The organism is Acinetobacter sp. YH12236, assembly GCF_013417645.1.
GTDB lineage: Bacteria > Pseudomonadota > Gammaproteobacteria > Pseudomonadales > Moraxellaceae > Acinetobacter.
The window spans coordinates 94,588-117,102 of sequence record NZ_VPDM01000004.1 but is presented as its reverse complement, the minus strand read 5'-3'; the positions used below and the strand labels follow the sequence as shown (position 1 = coordinate 117,102).

Genomic DNA, 22,515 nt, shown 5'->3' with positions numbered 1-22,515 from the left:
TTTCTGCTCCTGCGTACCAATTAAAATGAACGGACATCAACAAAGTGACCGGCAATCGCTGCCGCCGCCGCCATGGCTGGACTCACCAAGTGGGTACGACCGCCATTACCCTGACGACCTTCAAAGTTACGGTTTGAAGTTGAGGCACAATGTTCGCCTGGCTGCAACTTGTCAGCATTCATTGCCAAGCACATAGAACAGCCTGGTTCACGCCATTCAAAACCAGCTTCGATAAAGACTTTGTCCAAACCTTCAGATTCTGCCTGCTGTTTCACTAAACCCGAACCCGGAACGACCATGGCCTGCTTAATGCTAGAAGCCACTTTACGGCCTTTGATTACTTCAGCCGCAGCACGAATATCTTCGATACGTGAGTTGGTGCAAGAACCGATGAATACACGGTCTAACTGAATATCTGCTAAAGGCTGACCTGCAGTTAAGCCCATATATTGATAAGCACGGTTCCAGTCATTGCGCTGTACATCATCTTTGGCCTGTTCCAAAGTTGGAACCGCTTGAGACACCGGAATCACCATCTCAGGAGAAGTCCCCCAAGACACTTGCGGTTCAATCTCTTCACCTTGTAACACTACAACTGTATCGAAGTGAGCACCTTCGTCGGAGTGCAAAGTATTCCAGTACGCAACCGCCTGATCCCATTGCTCGCCTTTCGGTGCATATGGACGGTCTTTAACATACTCAATGGTTTTTTCATCGACTGCGACCATACCGACACGTGCACCCGCTTCGATTGCCATGTTACACACGGTCATACGGCCTTCAATCGACATGTCACGGAACACCTGACCACCAAATTCAATCGCGTGACCTGTACCGCCTGCAGTTCCGATTTTACCGATAATGGCTAAAACCACATCTTTCGGTGTTACGCCTTGACCCAATTTACCGTCAACGCGTACCAACATATTTTTCATTTTCTTCTGAACCAGGCATTGGGTTGCCAATACATGTTCAACTTCTGATGTTCCAATCCCGTGTGCCAAGCAGCCAAATGCACCATGTGTTGCAGTATGTGAGTCACCACATACAACGGTCATACCTGGCAAGGTTAAGCCTTGCTCAGGACCAACAACGTGCGCGATGCCTTGACGAATATCGTTAATATCAAATTCAACAATATCGAACGTCTTACAGTTATCATCCAAGGTTTGTACCTGGATACGTGAAGTATCATCTTCAATCCCAGCCACGCCCTGCTCACGCTCTTTTTTAGAGGTCGGTACGTTATGGTCAGGTGTCGCAATATTGGCACTTAAACGCCATGGCTTACGGCCAGCAAGTTGCAAGCCTTCAAAGGCTTGTGGCGAAGTCACTTCATGCAATAAATGACGGTCGATATAAAGTAGAGCTGAACCATCATCTCGTTGTTTTACTAAATGGTCATCCCATAACTTATCGTATAATGTTTTTGCTGTTTGGGTCTCGCCTGCCATGTCGATGTGCTCCACTGGACTGGGTAAATTCTTTCGCTAATTTTGATTATATCGCTGCATTCACATAAATCTAATTTATCATTTTTATTAGTTAAAAAACTTTTTGGAATCTTTTAAAACTTAAATTAAATCATGGTTTAGCTCTCTTTTTATAAATCTAATTTTCCGATCGTTTTATTAAAAATATTCGTTTTTACAAATTAAATGAGAATTATTATTATTTCCTCATCGGCACAGATCATTTGTTTTGAGGAAGATCCACATGGCACATATTCAACGTTTCGTAGACAACAATCAGCGCATGTTCAAAAAGACATTTAGCTATTACATCATGCACATCACTGTCGCGATGTTAGTGGGCTATTTTGTCACAGGCAGTTTAACCATGGCGATTGCCTTGAGTTTATTAGAACCGACTGTACAGGCAGTTGCTTTCTTCTTCCACGAGAAAATCTGGGAAGCAAAAAGCCAGCAACAGGATGAGGAAATCACCGCATAATTTTTTGTCGATCTTCCTCTTTGAGCCACCTACCCTCGGTGGCTTTTTTTATGACATAAAATAAAACATTTAAAAATGTGTATTAATTCAACATTAAACCAATAGTTCTATATTTTTACTTTGATTTATTCTTAAATTATTACAATAATAAACTTAAGCATAAAAAAACTTTATAGGTGATCAAGATGAATCTCGCAGCTTTTGAAGCCTTTGTAAAAGTCATGGAAACAGGTTCGATTTCTTTGGCTGCAGATCAGCTTTTTATTACCCAACCGGCTGTGACCAAACGTATTCACAGTCTGGAAGAATATTTTGGGGTGAAATTATTTGAATCTGCGGGCCGTGGTGTTCAGGCCACTCATGCGGCACATTCCCTGCTGCCTAAGGTAAAAAACTGGCTGAACGAGTTGGGTGATATTCACTACACCCTGAGTCATGAACAAGGTCAGGTCCAAGGCAAACTGAAAATTGGCACCAGCCATCATATTGGCCTGCATCATTTACCGAGCCATCTGCGTGAATATGTACAGCAATATCCAAATGTGACGCTAGATGTACATTTTGTAGATTCTGAACAGGCGCATGAACAGGTCATTGCTGGTGATCTGGAACTGGCTTTCCTGACCTTGCCACCGCATGGTGATGAACGCCTAAAATATGTCACTATCTGGAATGATCCTCTGGTTTTTGTGGTCGCACCATTCCATCCACTGGCTCAGCAAAAAAACCTGTCTCTTGAAGATCTGGTGAATTACCCAAGCCTGCTGCCTTCTGCGCAGACCTATACTACGCAGATTACGATGGCCGAGTTTGAAAAGCAGGGCATCAAGCCGAAAACGACCATGAGCAATAACCCGCTTGAATCCATCCGGATGCTGGTTTCGATTGGTTTAGGCTGGTCAGTCTTGCCCAAAACCCTGGTCAACCATGACCTGCAAGAACTGGATCTGAATCTGGAAATGAACCGTCAGCTCGGTATGGTCTGGCATCCGGGTCGTACTCAATCGAAGGCGGCTGAAGCATTGGTTCAACTGATGCAAGGCCCGTCAATTTAAAATTAATTTTCACATTTCTCTGCTGCATCGATATCGATGCAGCATTTTGTTACCTAAATACATCGCATCAGTTGCTTCCTTTCAAGTACTTTTAAAAGTATCAAATTCATTTTCCTGAAGATGAAAAATTAAAACGTATTCAAGGAAGCACAGAATGCAGATCAAATCTTCTGATTCCAAAACTTTATTATCTTCTTCTCATGACCTGCTCGAAGAAATGAGTTTATGGAAACCGCTTAAACCAACGCTACACCCGACTCCCAACCTTGATTTTGAAGATGAACCGACAGCGCGTGCCGTATTACGTGATTATTTTCTAAATACCTTTGACACCTATGAGCAACTGTTTGACTGTCTGAAAAATGAAGAAGCCTTTTATGACAAACCGATTGCCTTACGTCATCCACTGATCTTTTATTTTGGTCATACTGCCACTTTTTTTATCAATAAGCTGTTGCTGGCTCAACTGATCCCGGAACGTTTAAATCCGCATCTGGAAAGTATCTTCGCGATTGGTGTAGATGAAATGAGCTGGGATGATCTGGATGAACAGAACTATCACTGGCCTAGCATTCAGGCGGTACGTGATTACCGGCATCAGGTGCGTGCCCTGGTCTTGAAAGTGATAGAACATGCGCCGCTACAACTTCCACTGAACTGGCACAATCCCTGGTGGACCATCATCATGGGCATTGAGCATGAACGGATTCATCTGGAAACCTCTTCAGTTTTAATTCGCCAGCATCAGTTACGTTATGTACAGAATCATCCGCAGTGGCGTGCCAATGTCATTACCGGTATTGCGCCTGAAAATAGTCTGGTAAAGGTACCGGCAGGTCAGGTCAATTTACATAAAAATTTCGAACATGCTTTTTATGGCTGGGACAATGAATACGGCCACCATCATGCCGAAATTGCAGAATTCGAAGCCTCTAAATATCTGGTATCCAATCAGGAGTTTTTAGCCTTTGTTGAAGCAGAAGGTTATCAGACAGCTGACTACTGGACTGAAGAGGGCCAGCAATGGTTAGCATTTTCTCAAGCCACACATCCTACCTTCTGGGTCAAAACGGAACTGGGTTGGTCCTTAAGACTGATGCTGGAAGAAGTTCCAATGCCTTGGGACTGGCCAGTCGAAGTGAATTATCATGAAGCCAAAGCTTTCTGTAACTGGAAATCAGCACAGACCGGAGAATCCATTCGTCTGCCCACTGAGGATGAATGGTATCGATTGTATGCAGTTTCAGGACTGGATCCAAAATTACCAAGTCCTGAGCAAGCCAATATTGAATTAAAATATGGCCCTAACTCTTTTCCGGTGGATCATTTTCAGCATGGCGATTTTTATGATGTTCAGGGCAATGTCTGGCAATGGACCGAGACCCCGATTTATCCTTTCGAAGGCTTTCAAGTCCATCCTTTCTATGATGATTTTAGTACCCCAACCTTTGATGGCCAACATCATCTGATTAAAGGCGGTTCCTGGATTTCAGCCGGTAATGAAGCCCTGCACAGTTCACGCTATGCGTTCCGGCGACATTTTTTCCAGCATGCCGGTTTTCGCTATGTTGCCGCGGAAGAGACATCACCGCAGTTTCACTCGCAATATGAAAGTGATCAGCTGATTTCCCAATATCTGGAATTCCAGTATGGGGCGGAATATTTCGGTGTTCCAAACTTTGCCCAAAGCCTGATTCAATTGGCTCGTTCTTATTTTCAAAACATTCCGTGTCATAAAGCACTGGATATCGGTTGTGCCACCGGACGCGCCAGCTTTGAACTGGCCCAAGATTTTGATCAGGTCACAGGTTTAGACTTTTCAGCCCGTTTTATTCAGCAAGGTGTGGTGCTGGCGCAAGGAGAGACCCTGCGCTATAGCATTCCTGTTGAAGGTGAACTGGTGGAATATAAATCCTGCTCACTGGCAGAACTTGGACTTGAACAGGTTGCCAATAAGGTCGAGTTTTATCAGGGCGATGCCTGCAACCTGAAACCGCAGCTTAAAGATTATGATTTTATTCTGGCAGCTAACCTGATTGATCGCCTGCATCATCCTAAAGCTTTTCTAAGTGAGATTCATAATCGGCTGAATATGGGCGGAATCCTGATGCTAGCCTCGCCTTATACCTGGCTGGAAGAACATACAGCACGCAGTGAATGGATCGGCGGATTTAAGCAGGCGGGAGAAAACCTGAGTACCTTAGAGGGTATCAAAGCTTTGCTAAGTCCACATTTTGAAATGCTGGACGAACCTGTGGATGTGCCTTTTGTGATCCGAGAAACAGCGCGTAAATATCAACATACCCTGTCCCAAATAACTTTATGGAAAAGGGTACGATAATTCCAAAATGAAAAAGCCAATCAGTTGATTGGCTTTTTGTTCACTACTCAATTCCGCTAGTGGCATCCTCATGCAGAGATTCATTGAGCTGATCCACCACAATGGCCCATTCTCCATCTGAAGCAATTTTTTCAGCCAGGAACTGGCGCTGTGCATCTGACCAATACGGCGCCTCCATCAGGTTCACATCTTTGGGTAATTGATGCTCATGAATAAATTGGGCAATCCCTTCTGCACTCGAATCCAGACCTAACTGTGCAAATAGATGAGTCATACGCGGTCTAACTTGGGTCATTTTCATTACCTCAGCGCTTGCTATCGTTATTGTCGACTTGCTTTATTTATTCTGAGCATAGCATGTTTATTCAGCAACGGGCATGTCAAAAAGTACCCTATTCTGCTTATAAAAAAGCACAACCGAAGTTGTGCCTGATTAAATCAAAAGAACTGCTTAAATCGACCAGTCCTGAATTTCCCAGCCCTGTTCTTTGGCCAGTGCTTCCAGACGCTCATCCGGATTTACGGCAATGGCATGATCGGCATATTCCAGCAGAAAACGGTCATTGATTGAATCTGAATAGGCCCAAGACTCGGTCACGCCACGACCAGCCAACCATTGATTCAGACGGGTCAATTTGCCTTGCTGATAGCAGGCGATATTGGTCACCTTACCGGTATATTTACCGTCAATGACTTCAGCATTGGTGGCAATAATTTCAGTAATCCCAAACTCACGGAAGATCGGTGCGGTAATAAAGTCCGAGGTTGCAGTAATACCAACAATTTCATGTCCCGCATCTTTATGGCACTGAATGGCCTTAAAACCTTCCGGACGCATCTGTGGGCGAATGACTTTTTGCATGAAAAGTTGATGTAATTCGGTCAGATAATCATGGTCATGTTGGGTCAAAAACTGGAATACAAATTCATTATAGGCATAAGGATCCAGTTGACCCTTTTTATAGTCCTCATAGAACTTGTCATTCATGGCGCGGTGATGAACAGGATCCACCAGGCCTTCATTGACCAGGAATTCCCCCCAGGAATGATCCGAATCGGTGTTTAACAGGGTGTGATCGAGATCAAATAGCGCCAATTTCATGAAAATACTCGTAAAAACTGAAATTTAAGAAAAAAATTGTAAATCTATCTCCGCTAGTCGATAGAAATTCGTTAAGATCATAGCAATTTTAACATTTTTAAACTTTGCTTTTTTTCGAGTTGGATAAAGAAATAATATTCCCCGAAAGCAAAGGCATAAATTAAACAATTTTAGGTAGCCAAATGATCGACTCAGAAGGTTTCCGACCGAATGTCGGGATCATTTTGGCAAACGATGCTGGACAGGTTTTATGGGCAAAACGCATTGGTCATAATGCATGGCAATTTCCACAAGGAGGTATCCAATATGGAGAAACCCCTGAGCAGGCACTTTATCGTGAGCTGAGAGAAGAAGTTGGCTTACTGCCTGAACACGTCCAGATTATCGCGCAGACCAAAGGATGGTTGCGTTATCGTTTGCCGTATCGATACATTCGCACGGATTCAGATCCGGTATGTATCGGTCAAAAACAGAAGTGGTTTTTACTCAAACTGACGGCGCCCGTACAGAACATTCAACTTGATCTGTCCGATCCGCCCGAATTTGATCAATGGCAATGGGTCAGTTACTGGTATCCATTAGGCCAAGTGGTGAATTTTAAACGCGATGTTTATCGCAAGGCCATGATTGAACTCTGTCAGCAATTACCACAACAAAAACCTTAAAAAAATCGCGTGCATGTGCAGATTTTTTGCTCGGCTATTGTTATAAATAAACTAAATTACCGGACTTCTAAAAAAATACGGAGCAGCTCCCATGTCGAATATGCAACTGGATACCCTGAGACGCATTGTCCAAGAGATTAATGCGTCTGCCAGTTTGCATGAATCACTCGATATTATGGTCAATCAGGTCGCTGAGGCCATGCATGTGGATGTCTGCTCCATTTATCTGCTCGATGAACGCAACCAGCGCTATCTGTTGATGGCATCTAAAGGCCTGAAGCCTGAAGCTGTCGGTCATGTGTCTCTACATACCGGTGAAGGTCTGGTTGGTCTGGTGGGTCAGCGTGAGGAAATCGTTAACCTCGACAATGCCCCTAAGCATGATCGTTTCCTGTATTTACCGGAAACGGGTGAAGAAATTTATAATTCCTTTCTGGGCGTTCCGGTCATGTACCGCCGTAAGGTCATGGGCGTACTGGTGGTCCAAAATAAAGAATCCCAGGATTTTAGTGAAGCGGCTGAATCGTTCCTGGTTACGCTATGTGCCCAGCTTTCGGGCGTAATCGCTCACGCCCATGCAGTCGGCAATATTGATGTATTCCGCAAGCCAAATAATTTACCGGCATATAAAACCTTCCAGGGCGTATCGGGTTCTGGCGGTATTGCACTCGGCCGTGCCATTGTGCTTTATCCACCTGCAGATCTGGGCGCTGTTCCGGATCGTGAAGCGGATGATATTAGCGAAGAACTGGCTTTGCTGGATAATGCCTTAAATTCGGTACGTGAAGAAATTCAGTTCCTGGATGACAAGATGCAGGATGCGCTGATGGCCGAAGAACGTGCTTTGTTCAGTGTGTTCCTGCGTATGCTGGATGAAAATGCCCTACCATCGGAGATTAAAGCACTGATTCGTGATGGTCACTGGGCACAAGGTGCGGTTCGCATCGTGATTGATAACCATGTGGCACAGTTTGCCCAGATGGAGGATGATTACCTGCGTGAACGTGTCGCTGATCTAAAAGATCTGGGACGTCGTATTCTGGCCAAGTTGCAGGAAGCCGATGAAAGCCATCGCGAACTGACAGATGAAAGTATCCTGATTGGTGAAGAAATTTCAACGGCTGCGCTGGTGGAACTGCCTGTCGATAAGATTGCCGCGATTGTCACCACTGAAGGTGCCATGAATTCGCACATGGTGATTGTGGCACGCGCACTCGGTATTCCGACTGTCGTGGGTGTGACTGAACTGCCAATCAATACCCTGGATGACGTCGAGATGATTGTCGATGCGCATCAGGGCCGTATCTTTATCAATCCACCACGTCGTCTGCGTACCCGCTATAAAGAAATTCAGAAAGAAGAAGAACAGATTGCCAAAGATCTACGTCAATACGAGACCAAAGATGCAATTACGCCAGATGGTACCGCTGTACGCCTGTTTGTAAATACCGGCCTGATGATTGACGTGGTTCGTGGTGTACAACGCGGTGCCAAGGGTGTCGGCCTGTACCGCTCTGAAATCCCGTTCATGCTACGTGACCGATTCCCGGGTGAAGAGGAACAACGTGCCATTTACCGGCAACAGCTCAGTCACTTTGCCAATAAACCGGTAGTCATGCGAACGCTGGATATTGGTGCAGATAAAGACCTGCCATATTTCTCGATTGAGGAAGAAAATTCAGCATTGGGCTGGCGCGGTATCCGCTTTACCCTGGATCATCCTGAAATCTTCTCTTCTCAGATTCGCGCCATGCTAAAAGCCAGTATCGGTCTGAACAATCTGCATATCCTGTTGCCGATGGTGACCAGTGTCAGTGAAGTTGAAGAAGCACTGTATCTGTTAGAGCGTGATCATTATGCCGTTCAGGAAGAAGAGCAGGTCAAAATTACCAAACCGCAAATCGGAATTATGGTCGAAGTACCAAGCGTACTGCATCAGATTGATGAATTTTCTGAACTGGTCGATTTCTTCTCGGTCGGTTCTAACGATTTGACCCAATATTTACTTGCTGTAGACCGGAATAATCCACGTGTGGCCAATGTCTATTCACACTTACATCCAGCGATCCTGCGTGCCCTGACCCGTCTGGTAGAGGATTGTCACCGTAATAACAAACCGATCAGTATCTGTGGTGAAATGGCCGGTGATCCTCTATCGGCCGTACTATTAATGGCCATGGGATTCAATACCCTGTCCATGAGTTCTAGCAATATTTTGAGAGTCCGAAAAACGATTTGTCATGTACCGATGCCTGATGCACAGGAATTACTCAAACATGTACTAAAACTGGACAATCCACTCATGGTAAAAAGCTGGATGGAGCATTATTTTAGAACACATGGTTTAGGAGATATGGTGAAATCCACCACCCGTATGGTCAGCGCTTAAGGAGGAACTTTTCCAGGTTCCTCTGCATCTGTCGAGGTACTTATGGAATTTGTGCTTATCCTGCTTATGCTGGCTGCAGCGTTTTATTTTATTATTGTTGCACCGGCCTTACGTTCGCAAAAATCCAGATATACATCTTCTCGTGGTCGTAATAACACAAGTACCAGTCATCAGTATATCCGTGAAACTGAACGTCCTAAAGCCTGTCCCTTATGGGGAATTGAAATTTCTCGTACCCAGCAACGGCGTTTAGGCAAGAATGATCCATCGGTCATTGCCGCAAAACTGTATCGGCAACAGCTAGGAAAATTTGCCAGTTTTCAGCAAACCCGGCCTATGGCTGATGCTGATCCAAATAGATCTTCGAGTTCTGCGACCCTGCCCCGTTTTTTTCAAAATATGTTTCCCGAAGAAGCTTCTTCAACCACCCGGCGGACTTCACCGCATTCTTCGAAAAGAAATTCATCTTTTCACTATACCCTCCAGAATCCCTTAAAGTCAGCTCCTGTCCAAAGCAGATCTACGTCTTCCTGGCCGCCCTAAGCTGCCCATAAAAAAGGGCGATCATCTTGTTGATATCGCCCTTGTTTGTGTTTGGTATAACCACGTTTTGCATTTTTCTTCCGGTCTACAAAAACCTGGCTTTTATTGACTTCATGCATATGTTTGGCCACGAAGTTTGGCATGACTGCCTCTACAGTTTTTTTCTTTGCCATCTTGCTCTCTGTTTAATTTGGGCTAAGGAAATGATCCGCTCGGGATGTGAAATAATTATAGGGGCGACTGGCCAATTTTCAAGCAGATCAGAACTTAAATATTTTCCAGAAAATAGATAATTTGGTAGATATTCTTGCTGTAAAAATCAGAAAATTGTGAGCAAGATAATAATGTTTTAGCTGCCTGTTTAATCTTTATATTTTAATTTCAAATCTAGCTATTTTAAAAATATTTATATAATTAATGGCTTACGCAATAATTTATAAAAAAATAAAAGAAATATTGAAATGTTTTTCTGACTTAGAGAAGACATCTTAAATTCTGATTTTCTTACTTAATCATTTTAAACTGAGTGAAAAATTTGCATATTTTAACATTGTCACATTTCTAGAAATATCTTATGTTCAAATTAGATTGTTTATTTTCAATGACTTAATTTTTATTCATTTAGGCAGTATTTTCTGAAGTTACAGAAAAACCAAACTTATTGCCAAAACACCCAATTCAACAACTCACTTAATTAAAAATCTGTTGGAAATAAAGCCCCTAATGTTATTCCTGCGCTTATAGATGATTTTTTTGAATGCTGGAATAACGAATAAAATTCTCAACGCTTGGAGAGAAATATGAGCCAAGATATGAAAAAGTGCCCTGTCACCCATCTGACTACTGAAGCTGGCGCACCTGTAGTCGACAACCAGAACAGTATGACGGCAGGTAGCCGTGGCCCATTGCTGGCCCAAGATTTATGGCTGAATGAAAAACTGGCTAACTTTGTTCGTGAAGTGATTCCTGAGCGCCGTATGCACGCAAAAGGTTCAGGTGCATTTGGTACCTTTACCGTAACCAATGACATTACTGAATATACCCGTGCAAAAATTTTCTCGGAAGTCGGTAAAAAAACCGAACTCTTTGCCCGTTTTTCGACCGTCGCCGGTGAACGCGGTGCAGCTGATGCAGAACGTGACATTCGTGGTTTTGCCCTGAAATTCTATACCGAAGAAGGGAACTGGGACCTAGTCGGTAACAATACACCGGTATTCTTCCTGCGTGATCCACGTAAATTTCCTGACTTAAACAAAGCAGTAAAACGTGATCCGAAAACCAATAAACGTAGCGCCACCAATAACTGGGATTTCTGGACTTTATTGCCGGAAGCACTACATCAAGTTACCATCGTAATGTCCGATCGTGGGATTCCGGCTGGTTACCGTCATATGCACGGTTTCGGCAGTCATACCTACAGTTTTATCAATGCCCAAAATGAACGCTTTTGGGTAAAATTCCATATGCGTACCCAGCAAGGTATCAAGAATCTGACTGATGCTGAGGCAGCAGAGTTGATTGCTAAAGACCGTGAAAGCAGTCAAACCGACCTGTTTGATGCGATTGAACGTGGCGATTATCCGAAATGGAAAATGTACGTTCAGATCATGCCTGAAACAGATGCCGAGAAAGTGCCTTATCATCCGTTTGACCTGACCAAAGTCTGGCCGAAAGGTGATTATCCACTAATTGAAGTAGGTGAATTCGAACTCAACCGTAATCCGGAAAACTATTTCCAGGACGTAGAACAAGCCGCTTTTGCGCCAAGCAATCTGGTACCAGGTATCAGCTATTCACCGGATCGCATGCTACAGGCACGTTTGGTCAATTATGCTGATGCAGCGCGTTACCGTGTAGGTGTGAATCATGCCCAGATTCCGGTCAATGCCGCACGTTGCCCGGTACATTCAAATCACCGTGATGGTTTGGGCCGTATGGATGGCAACTATGGTTCATTGCCGCATTATGAGCCGAACAGTTTCAGCCAGTGGCAGGAACAGCCAGAATTCAGAGAGCCCCCCCTCAAAATCACGGGTGATGCAGATTTCTGGGATTATCGCAAAGATGATAATGACTACTTCAGCCAGCCACGTGCCCTGTTCAACCTGATGAATGATGAGCAGAAACAGGCTCTATTTAATAATACCGCAGCCGCAATGGGTGATGCGCTTGATTTCATCAAGTACCGTCATATCCGTAACTGTTATGCCTGTGATCCCGCCTATGGTGAAGGTATTGCTCAAGCTCTTGGGATGAGCGTAGCTGATGCCCAGATGGCTCGAGCAACTGATCCAGCTAAAGGCCTACCAAGCTTTCTCTAAGTTTTTTAGCTTGAACTGAGCGAATAAAAAACCACCCGAGGGTGGTTTTTTTATTGGTGTTAAATTAAAGCATTAGGAATATGAATTGCAGTTCATTTCAGGTCATGTGTTTGACGGTCACGGATTTCAAAAAGGTTCTTCTACCGGTACCCAGATCTTTTTCATATCCATCAGATTCACGAAGAAATCATTGCTCAACATACCCACCCGATCAGTCAGTATGCCATGCTTGTTTCCACCACGATTGGCACCTGTACCCTTCAGCATAGGATTTAATCCTATACAAATGAGAGCTACTCTATATGCTAGCTAACGACTCAATCGTTATACAGGAGTGATCTTAAGCCCTTAGACAATAATCCGTTTGCCCTCACGAATACAGTAAAACGGGTTAATCAGCTTGGATGAATGCTGAATAATATGCTGCAGTTCATTTTCAGGCTGGTCACGTGCTTCATCAGTGAGCTGGAAGGTCCGATAATGGATCGCCATTGAGCAACGTGCCATTAAGTCCTGATGGGCATGAAAAGCATCTTCCGGATTCATATGAATATTGCGCATCAGTTCACGTGGTTCATAGGCACCGATCGGTAACAGCGCAATTCGTGGTGGCCCCAAGCGTTTGCGAATTTCCTTGAAATGCGGCGCATAGCCGCTATCCCCGGCAAAATAGCAATGATCCTTGCCATTCAATAAGGAAAAACCGCCCCATAATGCGCAGTTCTGGTCACGCATTCCACGTCCTGAAGCGTGCTGTGCTGGCGAATAGACAATCTGGATATCTTCAAAAAATGCATTTTCCCACCAGTCCATTTCAATGACATTATAGTCTTTAGGCAGGTACCAGCCATTACCAAGGCCGGTATAGATCGGCATTTGATAGGTCTGATGCAGCCAGGCCAAGGTCGCCAGATCCATATGATCATAATGGTTATGGCTGAGCAATACGGCATCAATATGCGGCAGCTCATCCAGGGCAATGCCAGCAGGAATGACGCGCTGTGGCCCTCGGGATGCAGAAGGACTGGCATATTCACACCAGACCGGATCAGTCAGAAAATTATACGGCCCGATCTGGATCAGAGCGGTGGCATGCCCAATAAACCAGATTTGCCAGTCATCTAAAGTGGCTTCCGGCCGATTTTGTGGCAAGGCACGCGGACGTGAAAAAAACTCGGCACGTTCCTGTTCCAGATTCACTTCCCAGGTGCTGGATTTTCTGGTGAATAACCATTTATACAAGTCAAAGCGACTCTGCTCGAGCGAATGATGCTCCAGATTCTTAAACCGCTCACCATCAAAATGATCGGAATGTAGATAATCAAATACCGGCTTGGACCAGAGATGTTTCCAACTGGACTCAGTCTCAAGCTGAAATTTTTTAGTCTTGAAAAGATCTTGCATAAATATCCACTATTTATTATTTGTTATATGCAAGACAGCATCCACCTGGAATTTTCAAACGGAGCATCTCTTTAAATCGCATACAAACTTATATACTTCGGTATTTCAGCATAGTATGAAATACGTGCCTAAGATTCATTTATGTTTTTGTTATTTTTAGCAAAACATCGAGCCCATGGAAAGACTAAAACCGATGAAAAGCTTCTAAAAAAATGAATACTCGAGATCAAGTTTGTGTCCATTCTTCTTTCTAAAAAGACAGGAGAATGATCGATATTCATCCGATAATTCTCACTCCGTACCTGACTGTACATGATTTCATGACCTAAATTTTTATCCCGTATTCATGTAATCACGCTTGATGCCCTTCTGACTATCCGACGAAAGTTATCTGCTGAAATCTTCACTTCCTCAAATACGACCTTGGGTTCGTTCCAGCCATACCGCTTTGGTTTGAGGTTTCACAAACAGAGTAATAATTTCCGGGTGTAGCTGTTTGATCTGCGCTTCAATCCGGTTAACGCACGCTTCGATCTCATCAGAAGTGAGATCGTCTTTGAATTCCAGACTTAAGGAGGCAATCACCTGATGCGCGCCCATCTGCTCAGTCAGTACCCCATTGGCACTATAGACCGCAGCATCCTGCTGGGCAATGTTAAGCACATTTTCACGCAGTCTAGGATCTGCTGTTTCACCCAGCAATAGGCCTTTGGTTTCACGTGCCAGTAACCAGGCCGATACCGCCAACACGACACCAATTAGAATAGAGGCAGCACCATCCAGCTCAGGAATATTCAGTTGATGAGCCAGGAAAATCCCGATCAGGGCAATAAAAAGACCTACTAGCGCAGCAGTATCTTCAAATAATACGGTAAAGGTGGTCGGATCTTTACTCCGTCTAAAGGCTTCGAAATAGCCCATCTTCCCTTTCATTTTACGGAAGGTTCTTAAAGCCACTGTCCAGGAGAATCCTTCACACAGAATCGCAATACCCAGCACAATATAGTTGATCATCGGATCCTGCATTTCTTCAGGATGAATAATGTGCTGGATGCCCTGATAGATCGACACAATGGCACCTAGAGCAAAGACCATCAAGGCCACGATAAAGGCCCAGAAGTACAGTTCACGACCATAGCCAAAAGGATGGTGGGCATCTGGGCGCTGCTCTGCCTTTTTCATGCCGTACAGCAACAGAATTTCATTCAGGGTATCAACCACCGAGTGAATCGCTTCACTCAGCATCGCAGAACTATTGGTGATATAGGCCGCAATAAACTTCACCAGCGCAATAGCCAGGTTGCCAAATAATGCTGCATAGACCACAATTTTATTAGATTCAGATGACATTCAAAGTTGTCCTAGTTTTTCCTCAAACAGATGGATCTATTTGATTTTTCATTTTATCTCTTTGCATCTTAATAAACTGCTGCGATAAATTGTTTATTGTTTTGTTGTTCTCATTTTTAATCGGAATCTTCATGCCTGTAATTGTCCATACTTCTGCCGATCGGCATCCTCAGCTCCTAGAATTGTGGGAACAATCCGTCCGTGCTACGCATCATTTCCTGAATGACGCGCAGATCCTAAAGATCCGTCAGCAGATTATTGATCATAATTATTTCACCCACGTGCAATTGTTCCATGTGGAACATCGGCAGCAGATTCTGGGTTTTATGGGCATTGCAGGCAACAAACTGGAAATGCTGTTTGTCTCTCCTGCGGCATTTAGAAAAGGCATAGGCAGCCAGTTATTACAACATGCTCTTGCTCTAGGTGTGACTGAAGTCGATGTGAATGAGCAGAATCCTGATGCGACTGCTTTCTATTTAAAACATGGTTTCGAGATGATCAGCCGTTCAGAAACCGATGCTGAAGGTAATCCCTACCCAATTCTGCATCTAAAACTGCAAAAATAAAAAAGGAAGCCAAAGCTTCCTTTTAGGTCTGAATTTAACTTGAACAATCTATTTTAAGATTTAGAAAAATACTGCTCGCGCCATTCTTTCCAGAAGTACATCACGATCCCGAACATCACCACGGCAATTCCGGCAAAGGCATGACTGCTGATCACTTCGTTATTCAGGGTTGCACCGAGAATCAGGGCAATGATTGGCGTCATCACATTGCTGAGGGATACGGTGGATGCAGCCAGACGGCGAATCAGCCAGAAGTAACACAGCATCGCCACAATCGAAGACAGGATCATGGTAAAACCAAAGCCGAATAGCGCCTGCATACTTGGCATTTGTGTTGGGAAAGATTGCCAGATAAAAGGAATGATTAGTAATGATCCCAATGAGGAAACAATCAAAGAACCCGTTGCTTGTGACATTGGTTTTAACGGTGCATTGATCTGCTTCACCCAGAAAATCGAGCTGATATAAGACACCATGCTAATCAGCATTAGCACCACACCCCACGGATTCACTTTACTATCTGCTGACTCCGCAAAGACAAAACTTAAACCACCGACGGCAACTGCCATACCGAGCCATTGCAGCCAGATCAGACGGTTGGTTTTCAGGATGACATGCCCGATCAGACCTGCAACCAGTGGTGAGAAACCGAAAATTAAGGCCATTAAGCCAGAGGTCAAATAATTCGCCGCCAGATAGATAAATAACTGCGCGCCGATCAAGTTCAGGCTACCTGCTACATAGCTCATCATGGAGGTTCGATCAAATGGCAATGGATTACGCATGGCAGCCAAGATCGCCAGCGCCAGCAGAGAAGCGCCGAAATAACGGATGATCAGCACCCACATCGGGTGCACTTCCTGCACGCTCCAGACAATCGCCAGTGGCGTTGCTGCCCAGATCAGCACCAGCAAGGCATAAATACTTGCCGTCACCAGCATGGGAGATGAATTTGAATTCATAAAAGACTCAATTAAATTTTTTTAGAAAGAATTGAACTAACTTCTCGTTCAAATCCACAATCGACAATACTGATGGCGGCAGGGATGCCGCCGCTAAACTGGGATATAGGGATATATCCTCAGTTTAGCAAAAGATTTTTATTACTTTTCATCTTTGAAAAGTAAGCCAAACCTACACAAAGCCATTTCAAATCACAATAGAATGTGAGGTCATGACAGCACAATCTGACAGACATAAAAAAGCAGACCCAAGTTGCCCAAGGTCTGCCCTTTTGTAAACTTATCAATAAAACAAAGTTATTTCACAAGTTTACGAAGATCCTGGCTGAGATCTAAATATTTGTCTGCTTCAAACGCTGCATTCTTGCTGATCAGCTTTTTCAGGTGACGCATTTCTTTTGCCGCATTTACAGTAATACCGCCAACAATAACGCCATCAGTCACACCAAACATCACGAATGATGATTCAGCGCGAAGCTCTGGATTGATTTCACCGCGAACTTGCCATTCAGCAGCAGCCATGTCACCCACGAACTGGTAGTTGATGTCCAACTGATCTGTCCAGAACCATGCTGGATTTGGAGTCGGATGCTCAACGCCCATCACATGGCGCGCAAAGATGCCTGCTTGAAGGTTGGCATTTTCCCAAGTTTCTACACGACGGTGCTGACCATCTTCACGAAGTTGAGTTGCCACGTCACCCGCTGCATAAATATCAGCATTTGAAGTCTGGCAGTTTTCATTGACTTTGATCGCAACATCAACGTCCAGACCTGCATCTACTGCAAGCTGTGCATTAGGCACGATACCGATACCGTAAACTACGGCATCAGCACGAAGCTCTTCGCCACCTTCAAGCGTCACGACAACTTCTTCACCCTCTAAACGGCAATCTGCAATCTTGGTTTCAAGACGTACATCCACACCATTTTGACGATGTTGCTCAAGCAGGAATTCGCTCAGGATACGAGGTGAACAGCGACCCATCACCATAGGACCCATTTCGATCACAGTTACCTGACACTCTTTGAAACGTGCTGAAGAAGCCAGTTCCAGACCGATCACGCCACCACCAATCAGGACAATACGACGGCCTGATTGCAATACTGGAACCAGTGCTTGTGAATCTTCTAGGTTACGTAGCGTATAAACATGTTTACCCAGCGCATCGAAGTTCGGCAGACGACGAGCTGCGCCGCCTGTAGCAAGCAACAGTTTGTCATAAGCAACAACGTCACCATTTTGAAGTTCAACCGTTTTCGCTTCAGCGTTGATTTTTTTCACGCCATTGCCACGAATGGTTTCTACACCAAGTTCCGCCAGTTTTTCTTCTGACAGGATTTCAATCTTGGTCTCTTCAGGTTTTAGAATCACGTCTTTAGACAGTGGTGGACGCTCATAAGGAAGATGCGTTTCATCACCGATCAGAATGATTTTACCTTCGTATTTGTTGCCACGAAGTTCTAAAATCGCGCTTGCACCTGCCTGGCCAGCACCTACAATTACGATGGTTTCGATGTTGCTCATGTCTTTAACCTTTTAACTCTGCAGATACGATGCCGAAGCCCGCAATCCATTCACTGATTTCTTCATAACAGTGCGTTGTCATTTCGTACTCGCCCATTTCGCTTAAAGCAGCAAATGCCGCCATCCACGAACGGACTTCCTGACCACCACGGCCACCATCACGGCGGATTTCAGCTTCAGTCATGGCTTCTAGTGCAGCGAAGTCGGCATTCTTGAATTTTTCAAGCAATGCGATATCCCATTCAGCATTCAGAGGAACTGCAACAGAGGTGTCGCCCGCTGCCAGTTTCTGGCCCACTGCAATAATTTTTGACTGACGCGCGTTACGTGCTTCAGGTGTCGGGTTACGACCTGCAATCAGGAACTCTTCCACTTCTGGTGGTACAGAACCCATTTGCGGAGTTGGTGGATCGTGTGACAGACCACCTGTACCTAGGACAAGTACACGCTCATTTTCAAGGTTCAGAGATTTGATGAACTGACCTACAGCACGGCCTAAAGCGATGGTACGCTTCGTAGTTGGCATCGGTGCTGCAGCGCCATTAATGAAAATTGGAATCGTTGGATAACGATCAAGTTTGCCGTCGCACAGGAAGTGCAATGGCTGAGTCACACCATGGTCAGCTTGCATACGGTAAGAATACGCAACGTCCACGCCCTCATCGAGTACACGACGCACTAAGCCCAGTGCTTTGTCTTCTGGTACATCAATGTGTGCATTGTCTTTACCATAGTCCCAGTCACCTGCAGCCGTCGCGCGAATGCCCACACAGAAGCTTGGCATCAGGTCATAGAAGAAACCATTGAAATGGTCAGGACCAAAGGTAATGATCAGGGTTGGGTCGTAAGCTTTTACTTCAGCAGACAGTTTTTCAAACGCTTCACGAACAGCCTGTTCTTTGCGTTTTTCCTGCGGTGAAGCAAATTCCATTAAAGGACTGTGCGATGCACAAATAAGTTTAACGGCCATGAGAGACTCCTTAAAAGGAAGGCAGCCTTAGAACAGGCTGCCGAAAAGTCCATTTCAGACTAGATTTTTATTCGTCAAAGAAACCGGCACGTGGCTGACGTAAGCCGCGAATACCCAGACCGCATTCTGCATTGATCAGAACGCCAGTCAAAGGACGGTTATTTTGACGAGATGCCAAGAGCACATATGAACCTGTCATATCTTCCGGCTCAGGTAAGAAATTCAGTGGCATGCCACGGGCGATTTTCTCAGGATCACGTGCATCGAGCAGGCCAAGATTTTCCTGACCCAAAGATGCAGCACCTTTGATATTCACATTCATACCTGATGGCGCAACGGCATTGACTCGGACTTTAGGTGCAAGTTCATAAGCCAGTTCTTTCATAATGCCTACACCGGCATGTTTCGATGCTGTGTAAACTGGACCGCCACCTGCAGAATAAAGTGCAGAATTTGACAGTGTGAAAATGATCGAACCTTCAGATTTCACGAGCTCATCCAGTGCAGCTTTCGCGCCTAAAATCAGAGATTTGGTATTAATCCCCATAATCTCATCAAAGGCTTTTTCCAGCTGCTCACCTGAAGTATTGACGATATCGGCATAGTGATCCCAGATACCGGCATTACCCACGAAACAGTCGAGTTTACCGTAACGCTCTACAGTCGCTTTAACAGCGCGGACGTTATCTTCATAGCTGGCCACATCACCTGCGATTGCCAGCACGCGGTCACCAAAATGTGCGTTCAGTGCATCGACTTTAGACTGTGAACGTTGAAGAACGGCCACTTGTGCGCCCTCTTCCAGGAAACGTTCTACCAGTGCCCAACCGAGACCTGAACCACCACCAGTGATCAGTGCAACTTCGCCTTGTAGCCAACCCATGATTACTCTCCTGCCATCTCTACGTATAACGCACCATCTTCAAGTACAACTGGGAATGTTTGAATTGGGTCAGTTGCTGGTAAGCAAAGTGCCTGACCTGTTTTCAAACAGAAACGAGCTGCATGAAGTGGACATTCCACTGTACCGTCGTCTTCAAGGTAGCCTTCAGACATAGAAGCATTACCGTGTGAACAGCGGTCGTTCATTGCGAAGAATTCGCCACCGTTGTTGAATACTGCAAGCGCTTCGATACCGTTTACGCCGCAATCCACTTTTAACGCTTCGCCTTCGTCTAATTCGTCAACTTGGCAAACAAAAATCTTATTCATTAGAAGAACACACTCAGGTTATGTGAGTTATAGGTAACTTGGTCAAGCGTGATCTTACGGTTGAAGATCTGGAAGCCCAGGCCGCCTTCAACTTTGCGGATCTTGTCATGACGTTTACCACAGTAAATCGTAACGTCTTTCTCTTTCTGGGTACGGTACAGTAGGTATGTCACGTACACATCGTATTCGCCTTCAACTTCAGTTGGCTCAACAATCACGTTGCTCACCATGTGAGTGGTACGTGATGGAGGCTCTTCAGCCCAAGCCATACCAGTTTCCAGACGTGCAACACGACGTTCCAGAAGATCTTTCGTATCGTTGAATACCCAGGTAGTAGGTGGTTCAACTGAACGACGACGGTCACGCGTTTGAGCGTTTGGTGTAGTACGTAGCGTGTAAGAAATATCTTCAGCTAGCGTGTCTAACCACTCGCGGAATTTCCAGTCATCAAGAAGCTTGGCTTCTTGATACAGGAACTGACTAATTTGGTGATGAAGTTCTAAACTGATTTGACTCATTTCATAAGCTCCTTCTCATATTCGTCAGCCGCAGCTTCAACGTCTTCCCATTTTTCATGAATCAATAAATCTGCCCAACGGCGGTACATACCACGTGCTGCAGTTTCAGAGAAAATATAGTTAGTGATACCCGGGATACCATCTTCACGTACTTTCTCGTTACCTTTACCCATTTCCATAATGAGTTTGTTTTGACGCGCTTTGTAACCACGTAAAACTTTTTGGATTTCGATCCAGTTTTCAGAGTCATCTTGCTCCAGGAAGCCTGCAGGACCGAAGGCACGAGTTGCAGAACGTTCAAATGCTGCTTGTACATCTTCTGGCGCGTCCGCATCACAGATACAGAATGCCCAAACTTCAGTTTTGTTTGGACCACGTGGGTGCCATACACGAAGAGTCGCAGTACCGTTCAACCAAGACAATGTAGGGAACATGGTGTTGTGACCCGCTAAACGAAGCGCACGAGTTTCACCTAGGCGTTCTTTCACTTCTTCGTAAGTTTCACGGAAGTAGTTCGCTACTTCACCGTCAACCCATACGTTTGCATCTGGTTTCTCTGTGAAGAAGAAGCCTGAACCGTGACCACGTGAACCGTATTGGATCGCGTCTTTCGCAGTTTCCCAAACTGGACGAGCAGTTTGTGCAGCACCTAATTTCTTAGAAGATTCGTCGTCTGGTTTCGCACCAAGCACCTGAATTGCAGATGCGTGAGAGAACAACGCGTGATATTGGTCAGATGCGAACTGTTCAGCTGCAAATTTCCAGTTACACTCGATTTCCCATTTGTGTACACCACCCACAATCACAGTACCGCCTTCACGACGATCTACAACGCCGTCCAGGTACCAAGCGATATCGCCCATGTATTCTTCTAGATCTGGAGTCGTTTCATCCCAGCATCCGAAAATCAGGCCTTTGTATGATTTAACACGGTTAACTTCTACCAGACCCCATTGCTCTTTACATGCACCATGTGGGTAAGCACGATCTTCAAGCGGGATGTCTTTTAGAGAACCATCAATACCGTATGACCAGCCGTGGTATGGGCAAGTGAACGCACGTGTATTACCACAGTCTGCGAAGCTTACGCGCATAGAACGGTGACGGCATTGGTTTAAGAATGCTTTGATTGAGCCATCTTTTTGGCGTGCCACGATGATTGGATCTTCACCCATGTAGGTATTGAAGAAATCGCCAGCCTTAGGAATTTGGCTTTCATGGCAAAGGAATAACCATGTACGACCGAAGACACGTTCAAGTTCTAATTCGTAAATGTCAGGATCTGTATAGATAGATGGCGTGATACGTCCATTTTGTGCATCGACTAAAGCGTCGATTTCGCGCACATCAATTTTTCCACTCATGAAAAGCTCTCCTGTGACCAGTTATGGCACAAAGTAATAGACTCAACTTTTCAACGATGATGGATTTTAGGGCGGTTTTGGGGAAATATTTTTTTTGTTTCAATTAATAGTTTTAAGCAATTATTCTAGGCGTGTATTTTTATATTAAAACACTAATCAATCCCTCCAAAGCATTTACTTTCTAAATGACAAAATAATCTTCACGACATAGTTGTTTATAGATTATACTCTTCTGAAATTATAGTAAGACATTTTTTGGATTACTCGACG

The 22,515-nt window shown here is 44.7% G+C and carries 21 protein-coding genes and 1 pseudogene; 8 read left to right on the top strand and 14 right to left on the bottom strand.

The window, feature by feature from the left end:
* Window positions 1–20 precede the first annotated feature (20 nt).
* Window positions 21–1,454 (bottom strand): 3-isopropylmalate dehydratase large subunit, encoded by a 1,434-nt coding sequence (gene leuC, locus FTV14_RS03545; RefSeq protein WP_004781848.1) that lies wholly within the window; start codon window positions 1,452–1,454, stop codon window positions 21–23.
* A 262-nt stretch (window positions 1,455–1,716) separates the two neighbouring features.
* Between leuC and FTV14_RS03540 the strand changes: the two genes are divergently transcribed.
* The 3 genes from FTV14_RS03540 (at window position 1,717) to ovoA (ending at window position 5,349) form a co-directional block, all read left to right on the top strand.
* The gene (locus FTV14_RS03540; RefSeq protein ID WP_159123642.1) at window positions 1,717–1,953 is read left to right on the top strand and encodes a DUF2061 domain-containing protein; all 237 of its coding nucleotides are present in this window, start codon (window positions 1,717–1,719) and stop codon (window positions 1,951–1,953) included.
* A gap of 185 nt (window positions 1,954–2,138) precedes the next feature.
* A complete protein-coding gene (locus FTV14_RS03535; RefSeq protein WP_004781845.1) occupies window positions 2,139–3,008 on the top strand; it encodes a LysR family transcriptional regulator in 870 nt (289 codons plus the stop codon).
* A 154-nt stretch (window positions 3,009–3,162) separates the two neighbouring features.
* Window positions 3,163–5,349 (top strand): 5-histidylcysteine sulfoxide synthase, encoded by a 2,187-nt coding sequence (gene ovoA / locus FTV14_RS03530; RefSeq protein ID WP_373688474.1) that lies wholly within the window; start codon window positions 3,163–3,165, stop codon window positions 5,347–5,349.
* Window positions 5,350–5,392: 43 nt separating this feature from the next.
* Here the strand turns inward: ovoA and FTV14_RS03525 are convergent, their stop codons facing one another.
* Window positions 5,393–5,644: a DUF2789 domain-containing protein gene (locus tag FTV14_RS03525; protein WP_005232362.1), complete on the bottom strand. Its 252-nt coding sequence runs from the start codon at window positions 5,642–5,644 to the stop codon at window positions 5,393–5,395.
* Window positions 5,645–5,800: 156 nt separating this feature from the next.
* Window positions 5,801–6,451, bottom strand: coding sequence for an HAD family phosphatase (locus FTV14_RS03520; protein ID WP_180053344.1), 651 nt, complete (start codon window positions 6,449–6,451; stop codon window positions 5,801–5,803).
* 182 nt (window positions 6,452–6,633) lie between these two features.
* Between FTV14_RS03520 and FTV14_RS03515 the strand changes: the two genes are divergently transcribed.
* The 3 genes from FTV14_RS03515 to FTV14_RS03505 all read left to right on the top strand — a co-directional run bounded on the left by FTV14_RS03515 (window position 6,634) and on the right by FTV14_RS03505 (window position 10,048).
* On the top strand, window positions 6,634–7,116 hold the full coding sequence (locus tag FTV14_RS03515) for an RNA pyrophosphohydrolase (RefSeq protein WP_004781838.1): 483 nt from the start codon (window positions 6,634–6,636) through the stop codon (window positions 7,114–7,116).
* A gap of 91 nt (window positions 7,117–7,207) precedes the next feature.
* Window positions 7,208–9,505, top strand: coding sequence for a phosphoenolpyruvate--protein phosphotransferase (ptsP, locus tag FTV14_RS03510; RefSeq protein WP_034702391.1), 2,298 nt, complete (start codon window positions 7,208–7,210; stop codon window positions 9,503–9,505).
* Window positions 9,506–9,547: 42 nt separating this feature from the next.
* Window positions 9,548–10,048, top strand: coding sequence for a hypothetical protein (locus tag FTV14_RS03505; RefSeq protein ID WP_166138117.1), 501 nt, complete (start codon window positions 9,548–9,550; stop codon window positions 10,046–10,048).
* On the opposite strand, the gene FTV14_RS03500 is transcribed toward FTV14_RS03505, so the two are convergent.
* On the bottom strand, window positions 10,045–10,221 hold the full coding sequence (locus FTV14_RS03500) for a hypothetical protein (protein WP_171431270.1): 177 nt from the start codon (window positions 10,219–10,221) through the stop codon (window positions 10,045–10,047). The two genes, FTV14_RS03505 and FTV14_RS03500, sit on opposite strands and share 4 nt — an antisense overlap.
* 627 nt (window positions 10,222–10,848) lie before the next feature.
* On the opposite strand from FTV14_RS03500, the gene FTV14_RS03495 reads away from it, so the two are divergent.
* Complete coding sequence (locus FTV14_RS03495; RefSeq protein ID WP_004781832.1) at window positions 10,849–12,369, top strand: catalase; 1,521 nt, start codon at window positions 10,849–10,851, stop codon at window positions 12,367–12,369.
* A 144-nt stretch (window positions 12,370–12,513) separates the two neighbouring features.
* Here the strand turns inward: FTV14_RS03495 and FTV14_RS03490 are convergent.
* From FTV14_RS03490 to FTV14_RS03480, 3 genes and pseudogenes are all read right to left on the bottom strand, one after another.
* A pseudogene (locus FTV14_RS03490) lies at window positions 12,514–12,633 on the bottom strand (catalase-peroxidase 2); the annotation flags it as partial.
* 84 nt (window positions 12,634–12,717) lie between these two features.
* The gene (locus FTV14_RS03485) at window positions 12,718–13,773 is read right to left on the bottom strand and encodes an MBL fold metallo-hydrolase (protein ID WP_159123646.1); all 1,056 of its coding nucleotides are present in this window, start codon (window positions 13,771–13,773) and stop codon (window positions 12,718–12,720) included.
* A 411-nt stretch (window positions 13,774–14,184) separates the two neighbouring features.
* Window positions 14,185–15,123: a cation diffusion facilitator family transporter gene (locus FTV14_RS03480; protein WP_179992837.1), complete on the bottom strand. Its 939-nt coding sequence runs from the start codon at window positions 15,121–15,123 to the stop codon at window positions 14,185–14,187.
* Between the two features lie 131 nt (window positions 15,124–15,254).
* Here FTV14_RS03480 and FTV14_RS03475 point away from each other — a divergent pair, with 131 nt between their 5' ends.
* Window positions 15,255–15,692 (top strand): GNAT family N-acetyltransferase, encoded by a 438-nt coding sequence (locus FTV14_RS03475; RefSeq protein WP_180053343.1) that lies wholly within the window; start codon window positions 15,255–15,257, stop codon window positions 15,690–15,692.
* A gap of 53 nt (window positions 15,693–15,745) precedes the next feature.
* On the opposite strand, the gene FTV14_RS03470 is transcribed toward FTV14_RS03475, so the two are convergent.
* The 7 genes from FTV14_RS03470 to hcaE form a co-directional block, all read right to left on the bottom strand.
* A complete protein-coding gene (locus FTV14_RS03470; protein ID WP_125279397.1) occupies window positions 15,746–16,654 on the bottom strand; it encodes a DMT family transporter in 909 nt (302 codons plus the stop codon).
* Between the two features lie 297 nt (window positions 16,655–16,951).
* A complete protein-coding gene (gene hcaD, locus FTV14_RS03465) occupies window positions 16,952–18,181 on the bottom strand; it encodes a 3-phenylpropionate/cinnamic acid dioxygenase ferredoxin--NAD(+) reductase subunit (protein WP_180053342.1) in 1,230 nt (409 codons plus the stop codon).
* Window positions 18,182–18,185: 4 nt separating this feature from the next.
* Window positions 18,186–19,151 carry a 3-carboxyethylcatechol 2,3-dioxygenase gene (locus FTV14_RS03460; RefSeq protein ID WP_004781819.1) on the bottom strand — a complete coding sequence of 322 codons (966 nt, stop codon included), beginning with the start codon at window positions 19,149–19,151 and terminating at the stop codon, window positions 18,186–18,188.
* A 67-nt stretch (window positions 19,152–19,218) separates the two neighbouring features.
* Entirely contained in the window at window positions 19,219–20,034 is an 816-nt protein-coding gene (gene hcaB, locus FTV14_RS03455; RefSeq protein ID WP_004781818.1) for a 3-phenylpropionate-dihydrodiol/cinnamic acid-dihydrodiol dehydrogenase, read from the bottom strand.
* Window positions 20,035–20,036: 2 nt separating this feature from the next.
* Entirely contained in the window at window positions 20,037–20,363 is a 327-nt protein-coding gene (gene hcaC, locus FTV14_RS03450) for a 3-phenylpropionate/cinnamic acid dioxygenase ferredoxin subunit (protein ID WP_004781817.1), read from the bottom strand.
* Window positions 20,363–20,881, bottom strand: a complete 519-nt coding sequence (hcaF, locus tag FTV14_RS03445; protein WP_004781816.1) for a 3-phenylpropionate/cinnamic acid dioxygenase subunit beta — start codon at window positions 20,879–20,881, stop codon at window positions 20,363–20,365. Before hcaF ends, hcaC begins: the two co-directional genes overlap by 1 nt.
* Window positions 20,878–22,245 (bottom strand): 3-phenylpropionate/cinnamic acid dioxygenase subunit alpha, encoded by a 1,368-nt coding sequence (gene hcaE / locus FTV14_RS03440; RefSeq protein ID WP_004781815.1) that lies wholly within the window; start codon window positions 22,243–22,245, stop codon window positions 20,878–20,880. The genes hcaF and hcaE overlap by 4 nt, the downstream gene beginning before the upstream one ends.
* Window positions 22,246–22,515 lie beyond the last annotated feature (270 nt).

Bases quoted from the DNA above. Each gene is read 5' to 3' on its own strand.
- leuC (WP_004781848.1), bottom strand. From the start codon at position 1,454: ATGGCAGGCGAGACCCAAACAGCAAAAACATTATACGATAAGTTATGG.
- FTV14_RS03540 (WP_159123642.1), top strand. From the start codon at position 1,717: ATGGCACATATTCAACGTTTCGTAGACAACAATCAGCGCATGTTCAAA.
- FTV14_RS03535 (WP_004781845.1), top strand. From the start codon at position 2,139: ATGAATCTCGCAGCTTTTGAAGCCTTTGTAAAAGTCATGGAAACAGGT.
- ovoA (WP_373688474.1), top strand. From the start codon at position 3,163: ATGCAGATCAAATCTTCTGATTCCAAAACTTTATTATCTTCTTCTCAT.
- FTV14_RS03525 (WP_005232362.1), bottom strand. From the start codon at position 5,644: ATGACCCAAGTTAGACCGCGTATGACTCATCTATTTGCACAGTTAGGT.
- FTV14_RS03520 (WP_180053344.1), bottom strand. From the start codon at position 6,451: ATGAAATTGGCGCTATTTGATCTCGATCACACCCTGTTAAACACCGAT.
- FTV14_RS03515 (WP_004781838.1), top strand. From the start codon at position 6,634: ATGATCGACTCAGAAGGTTTCCGACCGAATGTCGGGATCATTTTGGCA.
- ptsP (WP_034702391.1), top strand. From the start codon at position 7,208: ATGTCGAATATGCAACTGGATACCCTGAGACGCATTGTCCAAGAGATT.
- FTV14_RS03505 (WP_166138117.1), top strand. From the start codon at position 9,548: ATGGAATTTGTGCTTATCCTGCTTATGCTGGCTGCAGCGTTTTATTTT.
- FTV14_RS03500 (WP_171431270.1), bottom strand. From the start codon at position 10,221: ATGGCAAAGAAAAAAACTGTAGAGGCAGTCATGCCAAACTTCGTGGCC.
- FTV14_RS03495 (WP_004781832.1), top strand. From the start codon at position 10,849: ATGAGCCAAGATATGAAAAAGTGCCCTGTCACCCATCTGACTACTGAA.
- FTV14_RS03485 (WP_159123646.1), bottom strand. From the start codon at position 13,773: ATGCAAGATCTTTTCAAGACTAAAAAATTTCAGCTTGAGACTGAGTCC.
- FTV14_RS03480 (WP_179992837.1), bottom strand. From the start codon at position 15,123: ATGTCATCTGAATCTAATAAAATTGTGGTCTATGCAGCATTATTTGGC.
- FTV14_RS03475 (WP_180053343.1), top strand. From the start codon at position 15,255: ATGCCTGTAATTGTCCATACTTCTGCCGATCGGCATCCTCAGCTCCTA.
- FTV14_RS03470 (WP_125279397.1), bottom strand. From the start codon at position 16,654: ATGAATTCAAATTCATCTCCCATGCTGGTGACGGCAAGTATTTATGCC.
- hcaD (WP_180053342.1), bottom strand. From the start codon at position 18,181: ATGAGCAACATCGAAACCATCGTAATTGTAGGTGCTGGCCAGGCAGGT.
- FTV14_RS03460 (WP_004781819.1), bottom strand. From the start codon at position 19,151: ATGGCCGTTAAACTTATTTGTGCATCGCACAGTCCTTTAATGGAATTT.
- hcaB (WP_004781818.1), bottom strand. From the start codon at position 20,034: ATGGGTTGGCTACAAGGCGAAGTTGCACTGATCACTGGTGGTGGTTCA.
- hcaC (WP_004781817.1), bottom strand. From the start codon at position 20,363: ATGAATAAGATTTTTGTTTGCCAAGTTGACGAATTAGACGAAGGCGAA.
- hcaF (WP_004781816.1), bottom strand. From the start codon at position 20,881: ATGAGTCAAATCAGTTTAGAACTTCATCACCAAATTAGTCAGTTCCTG.
- hcaE (WP_004781815.1), bottom strand. From the start codon at position 22,245: ATGAGTGGAAAAATTGATGTGCGCGAAATCGACGCTTTAGTCGATGCA.